The 13,999-nt window shown below is 44.9% G+C and carries 11 protein-coding genes; 10 read left to right on the forward strand and 1 reads right to left on the reverse strand.

Annotated features, from left to right (window positions below):
- Positions 1-12: 12 nt before the first annotated feature.
- The gene (locus tag LZ23_RS15660) at positions 13-1,686 is read left to right on the forward strand and encodes a methyl-accepting chemotaxis protein (protein WP_052507440.1); all 1,674 of its coding nucleotides are present in this window, start codon (positions 13-15) and stop codon (positions 1,684-1,686) included.
- A gap of 38 nt (positions 1,687-1,724) precedes the next feature.
- Here LZ23_RS15660 and LZ23_RS15665 read toward each other — a convergent pair whose 3' ends face one another.
- A complete protein-coding gene (locus LZ23_RS15665; protein WP_045215678.1) occupies positions 1,725-2,846 on the reverse strand; it encodes a LeuA family protein in 1,122 nt (373 codons plus the stop codon).
- 971 nt (positions 2,847-3,817) lie between these two features.
- Here LZ23_RS15665 and nifH point away from each other — a divergent pair.
- The 9 genes from nifH to LZ23_RS15715 all read left to right on the forward strand — a co-directional run bounded on the left by nifH (position 3,818) and on the right by LZ23_RS15715 (position 13,887).
- Positions 3,818-4,645: a nitrogenase iron protein gene (gene nifH / locus LZ23_RS15675; protein ID WP_045215682.1), complete on the forward strand. Its 828-nt coding sequence runs from the start codon at positions 3,818-3,820 to the stop codon at positions 4,643-4,645.
- 207 nt (positions 4,646-4,852) lie between these two features.
- Positions 4,853-5,176: a P-II family nitrogen regulator gene (locus LZ23_RS15680; RefSeq protein ID WP_045215683.1), complete on the forward strand. Its 324-nt coding sequence runs from the start codon at positions 4,853-4,855 to the stop codon at positions 5,174-5,176.
- Positions 5,177-5,290: 114 nt separating this feature from the next.
- Positions 5,291-5,686, forward strand: coding sequence for a P-II family nitrogen regulator (locus tag LZ23_RS15685; protein WP_045215685.1), 396 nt, complete (start codon positions 5,291-5,293; stop codon positions 5,684-5,686).
- A gap of 70 nt (positions 5,687-5,756) precedes the next feature.
- Positions 5,757-7,385, forward strand: coding sequence for a nitrogenase molybdenum-iron protein alpha chain (nifD, locus tag LZ23_RS15690; RefSeq protein ID WP_045215686.1), 1,629 nt, complete (start codon positions 5,757-5,759; stop codon positions 7,383-7,385).
- A gap of 207 nt (positions 7,386-7,592) precedes the next feature.
- Positions 7,593-8,969, forward strand: a complete 1,377-nt coding sequence (gene nifK, locus LZ23_RS15695; protein WP_045215688.1) for a nitrogenase molybdenum-iron protein subunit beta — start codon at positions 7,593-7,595, stop codon at positions 8,967-8,969.
- 427 nt (positions 8,970-9,396) lie between these two features.
- Positions 9,397-10,773, forward strand: coding sequence for a nitrogenase iron-molybdenum cofactor biosynthesis protein NifE (nifE, locus tag LZ23_RS15700; protein WP_045215690.1), 1,377 nt, complete (start codon positions 9,397-9,399; stop codon positions 10,771-10,773).
- A complete protein-coding gene (locus tag LZ23_RS15705) occupies positions 10,748-12,136 on the forward strand; it encodes a nitrogenase component 1 (RefSeq protein WP_232300516.1) in 1,389 nt (462 codons plus the stop codon). The genes nifE and LZ23_RS15705 overlap by 26 nt, the downstream gene beginning before the upstream one ends.
- Positions 12,137-12,168: 32 nt before the next feature.
- Positions 12,169-13,431 (forward strand): radical SAM protein, encoded by a 1,263-nt coding sequence (locus tag LZ23_RS15710; RefSeq protein ID WP_045215693.1) that lies wholly within the window; start codon positions 12,169-12,171, stop codon positions 13,429-13,431.
- Between the two features lie 51 nt (positions 13,432-13,482).
- Positions 13,483-13,887, forward strand: coding sequence for a gamma-glutamylcyclotransferase family protein (locus LZ23_RS15715; RefSeq protein WP_045215696.1), 405 nt, complete (start codon positions 13,483-13,485; stop codon positions 13,885-13,887).
- Positions 13,888-13,999: the final 112 nt, after the last annotated feature.

The following is a 13,999-nucleotide window of genomic DNA, read 5'->3' on the forward strand; positions in this document are numbered from 1 at the left end:
AGGTAACAATTTATGAACAAACAATATATTATGATTTTGGCTCTTGCGAGCATTTTTTTTGTCCTTCTGGTATTATCTCTGCTTCCTGAGGCTCAGTCAGACTTTATGGGGGGCACTGTTCAGCAGTGGAGTACTGGTATTGCCGGTGTTTTGAGTTTAGGTTTGATTTTTTTTCTTGGCGGGGAAAGCTCTCAGGAAACAGAAGCAGCAGGTAAACTTCTGGAAAAGATTAACTCAGGCACTGAGATTGATATTCAGCGTGATCTCGAAGGCTTAGATAAACTGAATACTGGATTTGTAAGGATCATAGACTCACTAACTGAAGTGGAATCTGATTTGTCACGACAGGCCGATCAATTATCAGATCTTGAACAAAGACTCTCTAAGGAAACGACATTAAAGGATGAAGCTCTTTCGGGTGCGGAAAGAGCCAGGTGTCAGACTATTCTTTCCGCAGTGAATACATTGAAAGAAACCATTAAGGGGATTTCTGAGCTCTCGGATGAATTAAGAACTGTGGTATTAAGTGCAGAAAACAGTGCTTCAACTCAGCAGAAACTAATTTCAGAGGCAGCTACTGCCATGGAGGAGATGAACGCATCTGTCATTGAATCAGCTCAGAATGCTCAGGAGGCTTCAGAATTTACCAATAATGCCATGACCAAAGCAGAGCAGGGTTCTGTGATTGTGACTCAGACATTGGACGCAGTCACAGCAGTTTCCGCCAAAAGTAAGGATCTAACGTCATCCATCAGTAAATTGGGTTCTCAAGCCGAGGCTGTTGGTAAAATAATTGATGTTATTTCAGATATCGCGGATCAGACTAATCTGCTGGCTCTGAATGCTGCAATAGAAGCGGCCAGGGCCGGAGAAGCTGGACGCGGTTTTGCTGTGGTGGCTGATGAGGTGCGCAAGCTGGCTGAAAAAACTATGGTAGCAACAAAGGATGTAGACAGAGAAATCGGGGCCATTCAGTCTCTGGTCCAGGATTCAACAAGAGAAGCTCAAGAGACCATTAATCAGGTTTCCAGGAGTAGAGAGCTTTCGGAAAAATCAGGATTGTCCCTGAAAGAAATTGTAGCCCTTTCTAAAGATGCCTCTGAGAGGACACATTCCATAGCTGTATCTGTTAATCAACAATCTCAGGCGAGCGAGGAAATTGCCAGAACTTTAAGTGAGGTCAGCAGTATTTCAACGTCCACCAAAGATGAGATGACCAGCTCACTAAGCCAGATTGATGAATTGTTTGTGCTGGTCAAGCAACTGAATACCCTGAACAATGTGTTTAACCTCATGGGTAAAGGTGATGTGCAGAAAATGCTTGCTGACCTGGCAGTATCAGGCTCAGTGCGCCAGAAAGACAGAGCCGGAATGGAACGGGATATGCGAGAGCTTATAAAAAGCTGTCCCTACCTGGAGTTGTTGTATATTACGGATGCAAGTGGTCTGCAGATTGTGAGCAATATAGCCAGACCAGACTCAGAAATTCCTGAGGACAAAGAGGCGTTTGGCCGCGACTGGAGTCAGAAGCACTGGTTTTCAAAGGCCCTTGAGATTCCCATACCGTATATTTCTGATGCTTATGTTTCCCAGGCTTCAGGTAAAGAATGCGTAACTGTTTCCCGAACATTTCATGATGAGTCAGGAAATATAAGAGGGGTTATTGCTGCTGATGTTCAGGTGTAGGGGTGCGCATTGCTTTTTCCAAAAGCATGATGCCTTACTCACTCATGACAACTTTTGAGTTCAGATAGCTGATCTTTTGTCATTTGTAAAAAAGTCTGGTCTGATATGGGATATCCCCTGGCTGCAGCTTTTGCTCTGACCTGGCTGGTCAGCTCTTCAATGTTGTAGTCCTGCCAGTTTAATAAAAGCTGAGATATTTTTGCCTTTACAGCATTACGCCCGCTTTTACCCCCAAGACTGATGTGTCTTTTATGCCCCAGGATTGCCGGATCAAAAGGTTCAAAAAGTTCAGGGGCCTTGTAAGCTCCATCAGCATGGAGTCCACTTTCCACATGAAATATTTTTTCTCCGATGACCGGACTGTGGGCGTCAATATTAATGCCTGCCAGTCCTGCCACATATGCACATAAATCTTGAAGCTGATGCATATTATATGTCTGCTTTATTTTAAGATTCCACCATGTCACCAATTCTTCCAGTCGGGCAATACCTGCTCGTTCGCCAATACCCAGAACACTGACATCCACAAAATCACATCCCGCTTCTAAGGCGCAAACCGCGTTGGCAGTAGCCATTCCGAAATCATTATGGCCGTGAAATGCCAGCTTGATATTTAGACTTTGTCTGAACTTTTTTATGGCTTTAAAAGCTTCTAAAGGACTAAGCAGCCCAACGCTGTCTGACAGCCTGATCCTCCATCCACCTGCGTCAGCAAACAGGTGAGCCACTTCAAGGGCAAAATCATGCTCAGCCCTGGAAAAATCCTCAAGGCCTATGGATAAGTGTGTATCACAATTTTGTGATTTATGCATAATTGTTTTTATACGGGTAATGAGTTCCTTTCTGGAGAGATTTAATCTTTTGCTGAGATGTAGATCAGATACTGGCACACCAATATTGATAATGTCAGGACCCAGCGATTGGGCTGCCGACAGGCAGTCTTCCCGCAAAGGCGACCAAACGCTTATTTGAGGCTGATGGGGAAGGTTGCGTGCAAATATGATCAATTCCTGCAGATTGTTATCCCTGCCAGCAACTCCCGCTTCAATCTCCTGCACTCCAACTTTATCAAGCATCTGCATGATTTTTTTTCGAGCAGTTAAATCCATGTAAAGCCCAAAACGCTGGTGGCCTTCTCTTAAAGTTGTGTCGATTAGCATATGAATTGTACAGCAATTTATGTGCCTGTAGGGATATATGTTTGATGCTCTAACCCGAGGTGCCGGGACTGAACTTGTGAGTAACTGTCTTTAAAGTGGAGCCTGCATCCTGCAGGCTATTTAATTCCAAGCGGCTGGAAGCCGCCTCCACCTTGAAGAACAGTCCCATATTTGGAAATTGGGACAGTCCCCTAGAGGTACTATAAAAATGATTGATACTGCATTGGTTCCTGGAAGAAATTGGCTTTAATGACAAAATTTACACAGCGAGGGACAGTCCCCCTCCGGGCTGTAAGCCTCCGGGCAGGAAGCTGTGCCAGGCGCAAAGCTCCCATCTTTGACGGAACTTTTCTGGCAAATGTGCATCAATCAAAGCAAAAATCGTCAAAATGTGATAACTGTAAACATCTGATTTTATTAGCAAAACGATTGTAGTTACTTGTAAGCTCCTCACCCGGGCGGACCAGGACCGAACCTGAGAGTAACTCATACCCCTCGTTCCCAGGCTCCAGCCTGGGGACGTCTTACTCTTGCGGCTCCAGCCGCTTCTTCAAAATGTGGCTGGAGCCACAAAAAAATAGGTGTTCCCAGGCTGGAGCCTGGGAACAAGAGCAAATATACTGAAATTTGTAAGCATTTGATTTTATTGGCAATACGATTCCAGTTACTTAGAAGCATGCAAAGTCCTCCCGGATTAATACGACAATGCTACATTATTGTAGGGTGATGTCTACAAATTTGAAGGTTTTGTTGTAATGTGTTGTACAAATTCTAAAGGAACGCTTCGCATAATTATGTATTATAATCAGTATGTTGTCTTAATATTTTATGGCTTTGTCAGTAATGGCACAGCCCTTGCCTTGTTAGATAGCTGGTAACTGTTGAGAGTTTAACTGATTTTATGGATTACTCGGCAGCGTAGAGCAAGGAGAAACCTGTAACAGAATCAATCATATCAGGAGGAAGGATTAATGAGGAAAGTGGCAATTTATGGAAAAGGCGGGATTGGCAAGTCTACAACTACACAGAATACAGTTGCCGGGCTTGTGGAGTTGGGGAAAAAAGTAATGGTAGTGGGGTGTGATCCCAAGGCTGATTCAACTCGTCTGCTGCTGGGCGGTCTTTCTCAGAAGACTGTTCTCGATACACTGCGAGAGGAAGGCGAGGATGTGGAACTTGATGATGTTCGCATTGGCGGATTTGGGGAATCCCTTTGTGTTGAATCAGGTGGTCCTGAACCTGGAGTAGGCTGTGCCGGCCGTGGGATTATTACTTCCATCAACCTCCTGGAGCAGCTTGGAGCTTATGAAGAAGATCAAAATCTGGATTATGTTTTTTATGATGTTCTTGGTGATGTTGTTTGTGGTGGATTTGCCATGCCTATTCGTGAAGGCAAGGCCCAGGAGATATACATAGTTGTATCTGGTGAAATGATGGCCATGTATGCAGCCAACAACATCTGTAAAGGAATTAAAAAATTTGCAGACGCTGGGGGAGTCAGACTGGGCGGTCTAATATGCAACAGCAGGGCAGTGGATAATGAAAAAGAAATGATTGAAGCCTTTGCCAAAAGACTCGGCAGTCAGATGCTCTATTTTGTGCCCAGGGATAATGAGGTGCAGAGGGCGGAAATCAACAGAAAAACAGTCATTGATTACAATCCTGAAAGCGAGCAGGCAGGCCATTATCGCAACCTGGCTCAAGCCATGGATTCCAATAAAATGTTTGTTGTACCTGACCCCATGCATACAGACGAGTTGGAACAAATTCTTTTGGATTATGGTCTTCTTGAAGCTTAAATGGAAAGTTTAAGGTTATCAGTTATCAGTTAATTGTTAATTGTTGAAGAACAAAAAGCTGAATTCATCGCCTTACCCTGATAACAATTAACAAATAACAGATAACTGGGCTGTACCACAGCCCGTATTAGTCATAACAAAGAATGATTATAATTAAGTCACCAGGTTGCAATTTAAAAACATGAAAATGAGAAAAAGGAGAAAATAATGATTATGATCAGGGCCATTGTCAGGCCGGAAAAGACTACAGAAGTTATGAAATCTCTGCTTGACGCAGGATATCCTGCACTGACCAAGATTGAAGTGGCAGGCCGGGGCAAACAGAGAGGATTAAAGCTCGGGCAGGTAATATATGACGAACTGCCCAAAGAAATGATTATGATGGTCGTACCTGAGGCGGATAAGGAATTTGTGATCACAGCCATTATGGACAGCGCAAGAACCGGAGAGGGAACATTTGGAGATGGCAAGATTTTTATTTCACCTGTGGAAGAAGTTTACACAGTTTCTTCAGGTGTAAAGGAAGCTTAGGAATTGGGTCAAGAATTGTTCAAGGACTAAAGTACAAAAGGTAATCAATCTAAAAGGATCATGACCTGATTTTTACATATGGGTCACAATGAATTCGGATAAGGAGCAGCTGTTATGAAAGAGGTACTGGCTATAGTGCGGGCCAATAAGATTAATAAGACCAAAGAGGCTCTGGTTGCTGCAGGGCTGCCTTCCTTTACCGCCATTAGATGCGCTGGCAGAGGCAAACGACCTGTAGATTTTGAAATGCTGGAAGCTTTAAACAAGGATCCATCCATGGGAGCTGATGTATTACCCAGTCTATCTCAGGGCGCAAGACTTATTCCCAAGAGGATGATTAGTCTTGTAGTACCACCTGAACGAGTTCCAGAAATAGTTAAGGTGATCATTGAGGTTAATCAGACCGGCACTCCTGGTGACGGAAAGATATTTGTCCTGCCCATAAGCGATGTATTCAGGGTCAGAACCAAGGAAAGCGGTCTTGATGCCATTGATGAAATGAAGTCTTAGGCAATTGAAAGCGGTGACTGGACAAAATAGCACCAAGGCATTGAAAACGGTGAGTTAAAGCGGAGGAAACATGTCTGATTTAAAAACATGTCCAGATGTTGATCTGGAAGAATTCATAGAAGAAACAGTCAAGGTTTACCCGGCCAAGGTAGCCAAGAAGAGACGAAGCCATATGCTGGCCAGAACTGCACATGGCGAAGAAGAGCAGAGTATTAATGCCAACGCCAGGACAGTTCCGGGAATCATTACCCAGAGAGGGTGCTGTTATGCGGGATGTAAAGGAGTGGTTATCGGCCCCTATGGAGATATGGTCCACATTACCCATGGTCCCATTGGCTGTGGATTCTATTCATGGTTGACAAGGCGTAACCTCTTTAAACCAGGAGCAGACGGCAAAAATTATTCTCAATACTGTTTTTCCACGGATATGCAGGAACATGACATCATATTCGGAGGCGAAAAAAAGCTCAAGCAGGCTATCAGGGAGGCTTATGAAGAATTTAAACCCAACGCCATAAGTGTTCATGCCACTTGCCCTGTGGGGCTGATTGGGGATGATGTGGTGGCAGTAGCAAGAGAAGCTGAAAAAGAACTTGGAATCAAGGTTCTGGCTTTTAATTGCGAGGGGTACAAGGGTGTCAGTCAGTCAGCAGGACATCATATCGCCAATAACAGACTTTTTACCGATGTGGTGGGTACGCAGGACAAGCCTGTTGAAGGTTATTCCGTCAATGTCCTGGGAGAATACAATATAGGCGGAGATGCATGGGAAATTGAAAGGGTTCTTGAGAAGTGCGGCATAAAGGTGGCAGCTACTTTCAGCGGAGACGGAAAATATGAAACCATGACTTATGCTCATATGGCATCTCTAAACTTAGTCATGTGTCACAGGTCCATCAATTATCTCGCTGAAATGATGGTGACGAAATACGGAATACCGTGGGCCAAGGTGAATTTTATCGGCATCAAATCCATGTCCAAGTCATTGCGAAAGATTGCCAGGTTCTTTGAAGATCCTGAGCTGTCTAAAAAAGTTGAAGAGGTCATTGCTGAAGAAGAAAAGGCCGCCTTAGAAGCTATAGCTCCGCACGCTGCTAACCTCGAGGGCAAGACAGCCATGCTGTTTGTTGGCGGGTCCAGAGCCCACCACTACCAGGATTTATTAAGAGATCTTGGCATGACCGTTACAGCCGCAGGTTATGAGTTTGCTCATCGTGACGACTACGAGGGAAGGCATATACTCAAAGACATCAAAATAGATGCTGACAGCAGGAATATCGAAGAACTTAAAGTCAGCCCTGACCCGGAAAAGTATAATCCCAGGCTCACACCTGAAAAGATGAAAGAATTGGAGGAAGAAAGAATTCTGAAGCATTACGAGGGCATGATTCCTGATATGAAATCCGGATCCATTGTAGTGGATGATGTCAGTCATGTTGAACTGGAACGGCTGATTATTAAATTAAAACCTGATATCATCCTGTCTGGAATCAAAGACAAATATGTTATAGAAAAGTTCGGTATTCCCAGCAAACAGCTGCATAACTATGACTACTCAGGGCCTTATGCCGGTTATAAGGGTGCAGTTAATTTTGCCAGGGAAATCGACATGATGATTCATAATCCGGCCTGGAAACTGGCGGCTAACCCATTTAAACGTAAACCTCTTTTGTCTGCCGAGCTTGGCAGTCAGGCATAGGGGGGGAAGTCAGGAGACAGGAGACAGGAATCAGGAGACAGGAGACAGGAATCAGGAGACAGGAATCAGGAGACAGGGGGCAGGAGTCAGGAAGATAGGGGGCAGGGGCGAAAGATTTATACTTTTAAGTCAACTCTGCCCATAGTGATAACAATTTGAGAAAATAACTGTATTTAATTCAATCAGGGTATTTTAAGGAGAGCGCAGATGCTGGATCATACTACAAAAGAAATAAGTCAGAGAAAGGCCTTACGGGTTAACCCGGCCAAGACATGTCAGCCCATTGGAGCCATGTACGCAGCCCTGGGAATTAACAGATGTCTGCCTCACAGTCACGGCAGTCAGGGATGTTGCTCGTATCACAGAAGTCATCTTACAAGACACTACAAAGAACCAGTCATGGCTTCAACCAGTTCGTTCACAGAAGGCGCATCGGTTTTTGGAGGAAGCCCCAACCTGAGGCAGTCCCTGAAAACAATTTTTCAAGTTTATGATCCGGATGTGGTTGCAGTGCATACAACATGTCTTTCAGAAACCATTGGGGATGATATTCCCACAATTGTAAAAAAGGCTCAGGATGATGGGATTGTGCCTGCAGGTAAATGGGTCATCCATGCCAGCACTCCGAGTTATGCAGGATCTCATGTGACGGGTTTCTCCAATATGGTCAAAGGCATGGCTTCATACTTTACCAAAGAATCAGAAAATAAGGTTCAGGGACAGGTAAATGTGCTCCCAGGCTATGTTGAGCCGTCAGACATGAGAGAGATTAAGCGTATGGTCCGGGAGATGGGTCTTAAGCCTGTGGTTTTCCCGGATACTTCGGACGTACTGGATACGCCCAAGACAGGTGAGTACCATATGTACCCCAAAGGCGGCATCAAGGTACAGGACCTGGTTCAAACAGGGTCAAGTGAGCATACATTTGCGCTGGGTCAGTTTTCATCTTTGGATGCAGCTACCTATATGGACCAGAAAGCCAAGGTGCCTTTTACTCTGTCAGACATTCCCATAGGGGTTAAATCTACAGATCGGTTCATTCAGGGAATTATGGATGCTACAGGGGCTGAACCTACTGCTTCCATGCTGGATGATCGTGGGCGCTTAGTGGATATGATGACAGATTATCAGCATTACCTTTATGGAAAGACAGTCGGGCTCTGGGGAGATCCTGATCAGGTCATAAGCCTTGCAGAATTTCTCAAAGATATGGGTATGAAGCCGGTTTATGTTGTGACAGGTACTCCAGGTAAGGTTTTTGAAAAGCGGTTAACTTCAATTTTAAAAGATGAACCTTATGAACCGGTCATAGCCCAGAGCCAGGATCTTCTTTATCTGCATCAGCTTGTCAAGAATGAACCTGTTGATCTGCTTGTGGGTAATACATACGGAAAATATATTGCCAGGGCTGAAGATATTCCATTTGTCCGCTTTGGATTCCCCATTCTGGACAGGGCCGGACACAGCTACTTTCCAACAGTGGGATATCAGGGTGGATTGTATCTGTTATCCAATATTGTCAATACATTATTGGATCGAATGGACAGGGATGCTCCTGAAGAAAGGTTTGAACTGGTTATGTAGGTCATTGGGATTTGTTTCCAGGATATTCGTTATACCGGAGGTCCTGGAATTGAGCCTGGGAGTAACGGCTTTGATAAGTGGAGCCTGCATCCTGCAGGCGGTTAGAAGTCGCCTTTACATTGAAGAACAGTCCTATGTTTGAATATTGGGACAGTCCCCGCGAGGAACTGTTAGAAAGGTTGATAATGCATTGGTTCCTGGCGGAAATCGGTTTTAATGGAACAATTTACACAGCGAGGGACAGTCCCCCTCCGGGCTGTAAGCCTCCGGGCAGGAAGCTGTGCCAGGCGCAAAGTTCTCATCTTTGACGGAACTTTTCTGGCAAATGTGCATGAATCATAAGCAAAAAAAGTAAAACAGCGAGAGCTCTAACTACCTGTTTTTGCTGCTAATTTGATTTTAGTTAATTATAGAAGAGGAAATAAATATGGAAGCCCGGATCCTGGAAAGTAGAAAAAAGCAGGTTTATGAAAAAGGCCAGGCACCCTTTGAACTGGAATGCAATAAAAACAGTCTGGCAGGTGCAGTCAGCCAGAGGGCATGTGTATTCTGCGGGTCAAGGGTGGTGTTGTATCCAATTGCTGACGCCTTGCACCTGGTCCATGGACCTGTGGGATGCGCAGCCTATACATGGGACATTCGAGGAGCATTGTCATCGGGTCCGGAACTGCATCGCCTGAGTTTCACAACTGATCTGCAGGAAAAAGATATTATCTTTGGTGGCGAAAAAAAGCTGTATCAGGCTCTAATGGAGTTGATTGACCGGCACAGTCCCAAGGCAGCCTTTGTCTATTCCACATGTATTGTGGGTATCATTGGAGACGATTTGCAAAGTGTGTGCAAAAAAGTTGCTGATCTTAAGGGTATTCCAGTTATCCCCGTACAGTCCGAAGGATTTAAGGGCAACAAGCGTGCTGGTTATTCAGCAGCATGCAATGCCATGTTCACCCTGGTAGGTAGCGGAGATACTGCAGGCATCTCACCGGTCAGTGTAAATATTCTTGGTGATTTTAATCTGGCTGGTGAGACCTGGATTATCAAGAATTATTATCGTCAGATGGGTGTAGAAGTCGTGGCCTGCATCACTGGAGACGGACGGGTAGATGAACTGAAACGCTGTCACGGTGCGGCTCTGAATCTGGTGCAGTGTTCCGGTGCCACAATAGAACTGGCTAAGATGATGAAGGAAAAATACTCAATTCCTTTTAAGCGTGTTTCCTATTTCGGCATAGAGGATATGTCCCGGGCCCTTTATGATACTGCAGAATTTTTCAAGGATATTGATCCTGATGTCATGAAGAGAACTACTGAACTGGTGCGCGGTGAGATTAAAGTCCTTCAGCCTGCCTTAAAACAGTACAGGCAGGACCTGGAAGGGAAAAAAGCGGCAATATATGTGGGTGGAGCTTTTAAGGCTTTTTCTTTGATCAAGTGTTTCAGGCATCTTGGTATGAAGGTGGAGCTGGTGGGTTCTCAGACCGGTACAGAAGAAGAGTACCAGGAAATGGCTGAAATGTGCGATCCAGGAACAGTAATTGTGGATGATTCCAATCCGGCAGAGCTTGCGCATTTTATAAAAGAAAAGGATGTGGACATTTTTGTTGGCGGAGTCAAGGAAAGACCAATAGCCTACAAGCTTGGTGTTGGTTTCTGTGATCATAATCATGAGCGAAAAGAAGCCCTGGAAGGTTATATTGGGATGCTCAATTTTGCAAAAGAAGTGCATTCAACAGTAATGAGTCCAGTATGGCAGTTTACCCCACGAAGAGCAGAAAAGCATGCTCAATCAAGTAAAGGAGAATAAAATGCGAGGCGGACCTGATCCTTATATTTCCACAACAAATGCCTGTAAGCTGTGTACTCCGCTGGGCGCCTGCATTGCCTTTAAAGGTGTGGAAGGGTGTGTTCCTTTTCTCCACGGCTCCCAGGGCTGTGCGACCTATATGCGCAGGTACATCATCAGTCATTATAGAGAACCTGTTGATATAGCTTCATCTTCCCTTGGTGAAAATGACGCCATTTACGGTGGTGGCCCCAACCTTATGCAAGGGTTGTTGAATGTTATGGATAAGTATCAGCCTGGTTTGATGGGGGTGGCCTCCACCTGCCTTACTGAAACCATTGGTGATGATATGCCCATGATTGTCCGACAGTTCAGGAAAGAATTTGAAAACATGGATATACCGGAAATAGTCATGGTATCTACGCCAAGCTATTCCGGAACACATATGCAGGGCTTTCACGCCGCGGTGCATGCCTTAGTCACCCAACTGGTTAAGAAAAGTGCTGATCATGGAGGGATAAATATTTTTCCTGGTCTGGTATCCCCGGAGGATATCAGGTATGTCAAGCAGATTTGCTGTGATTATGAGCTTGATGCTGTAATCTTGCCGGACTTTTCCGAAACCTTGGATGGAGCCATTAAAGAAGATCTGGAGATGATTCCTTCAGGAGGAACACCTGTCAGTAGTATTAAGTCCATGGGTGGAGCAAAAATGAGCATAGAGCTGGGATTATGCGCAGATCAGAAGCTAAGCAGCAGTATTTGCCTTGAGAAAGAGCATAATGTGCCGGCACACCGGGTACTAATGCCTGTAGGGCTCAGGGCAACGGATAAATTTATGGACATTCTGAGTCAGGCAAGTGGTAAGGACATGCCGCGCAATCATGAATTGGAGCGCGGCAGACTGATTGATGCGTATGTGGACAGCCATAAATACATTTTTGGTAAAAAATGTGTTGTTTATGGTGAAGAAGATTTGGTTGCAGGCCTTACCTCCTTTCTCGTGGAGATGGGGGCACATCCAGTAATGGTTGCCACAGGCGGAAAAAGTAAAGTTTTTGAGCAAAGCATAAAAGAAGTCTGTCAAGGCATGTTGTCATATTCACCTGCAACATTATCCGGAGTGGATTTTTACCAGATAGTGGAACAGGCAGAAGAGCTTAAGCCTGACTTTATAGTGGGCAACAGCAAAGGCTACAGGATTGCTGCCAGAAAATGGAATATCCCCCTGATTCGAGTGGGGTTCCCGGTACATGACCGGGTTGGAGCATCCAGGATAAGACATATTGGATACTCAGGGGCTCATGAGCTTCTCATAAGAATAGTGAACTCGCTTTTGGATAAAAAACAAACTGATTCAGGAGTTGGATACGGGTATATGTAGCCACTGTTTTCTGTCAGTTCAGGAGAAAAATTATGAAGGAACTTGATATATCAAAGCATCCATGTTTTAACAAAAAAGTCAAGGGAAGCTGTGGACGTGTTCACCTGCCAGTAGCTCCCAAGTGCAATATTATGTGTAATTTCTGCAATCGCAAGTATGATTGCGTTAACGAGTCGCGGCCAGGTGTGACATCAGCTGTTCTTTCTCCTGTTCAAGCAGTCGAATACCTTAAGAAGGTCAGAAAAAAACTCAATGGGTTGACAGTGGCTGGAATTGCCGGGCCTGGTGATCCCATGGCCAACGCCCCGGAAACCCTGGAAACCATTGCCAGGGTCAGAAAGGAAATGCCTGACCTGTTACTTTGCCTGTCATCAAATGGTTTGCGATTGTCTGAAAATGTGGATCAATTAAAAAAGCTTGGATTAACCCACGCCACCATAACGGTCAATGCTGTAGACCCAACTATTGGTAAGAATATATATTCCTGGGTTAGAGATAACAAAATTGTATATCAGGGTCTTGAAGCCGCTACCATCATGTGGGCTAAGCAAAAAGAAGCTATAATAAAGCTCAAGGAAGCGGGAATGCAGGTTAAGGTTAATTCCATCATGGTGCCTGGCGTTAATGACTCGCATATGCTTGATATTGCCAGAACAGCAGGAGACCTGAATGTTGATCTGTTTAATATTATTCCAGTTTTTCCTAATCCAGGTACAAAGCTTCAGGATGTAATAGAGCCGGATCAAAAAACTATAAACGAGGCGCGGGACAGGGCCAGAACTTATGTTCCACAGATGACTCACTGCAAGCGCTGCAGGGCTGACGCAGCAGGTCTTTTAGATAATGACCAGTCTTTGCAAATGGCACCAATTTTGAAAGATTGCGCGGTGAAAGCAGTGAGCATTGATGACAGCAGGCCCTTGGTGGCAGTGGCTACAAGAGAGGGCATGCTGGTCAACCAGCATCTTGGAGAAGCACTTGAGTTTGAGATCTGGCAAAAGAGCGGAAATGAATTTCAACATATTGAGACCAGAGAAGCTCCATTACCAGGGGGCGGACCTAAAAGATGGCATGATCTTGCAAATATGTTCAATGACTGCAGGGCAGTCCTGGTCAGCGGCATTGGAGCTACTCCAAGGGAAATTCTGACCAAATCCGGTTTGCTTATTGTTGAGATGGACGGTCTCATTGAAGAGGGTTTGGATTCAGTTTACAATAAGAAAGATGTATCCAAACTAAAGCCTGTGGGAAAGAAAGAGTGTTGCGCTGGTGGAATGTTTGGCGGGTGCGGATGATGCTGGGACAGAAGCTCTCCATATTATGGTTTGTCAGAAGGAAAGACAGGCATGAAATATTACGTATTTGTCTACGGCACTTTAAGGCAGGGTTGTTCTAATCATCACCTTCTCAAGAATGCCAGGTTTCTCGGAAGGGCCAGAACCATGGAAAAATACGCACTCTATGTGGATGATTTTCCATATTTGTATAAAGAACAATCCTGGAGCCGTATCAGAGGAGAGGTTTATGAGGTTGATGACGAGGGTTTCAGTCGCCTGGATGAACTGGAAAACCATCCATTCTGGTATCAGCGGGAAAAAAGGTCTGTGATGCTGGAAAACACAGGTACTATCATTCAAGTCTGGGTTTATTTTTTTCCGGAAATCAGGGGATCTCTGGTGAGCAGCGGAGATTACTATAAAAGTGATCTATGCTGTCTAAATAAACAGCGGACTGGGAGTATAAAGGCATAATGAGGTTGAAGGCTGAATAAGGCTGAAGGCTGAAGGCTAAAGGCTGAAGGCTGAAGGCTGAAGGCTGGAGGTTGGAGGCAGAATAAGACTGAAGGCTGAAGGCTGAAGGCTG

The organism is Desulfonatronovibrio magnus, from assembly GCF_000934755.1.
Lineage (GTDB): Bacteria > Desulfobacterota > Desulfovibrionia > Desulfovibrionales > Desulfonatronovibrionaceae > Desulfonatronovibrio > Desulfonatronovibrio magnus.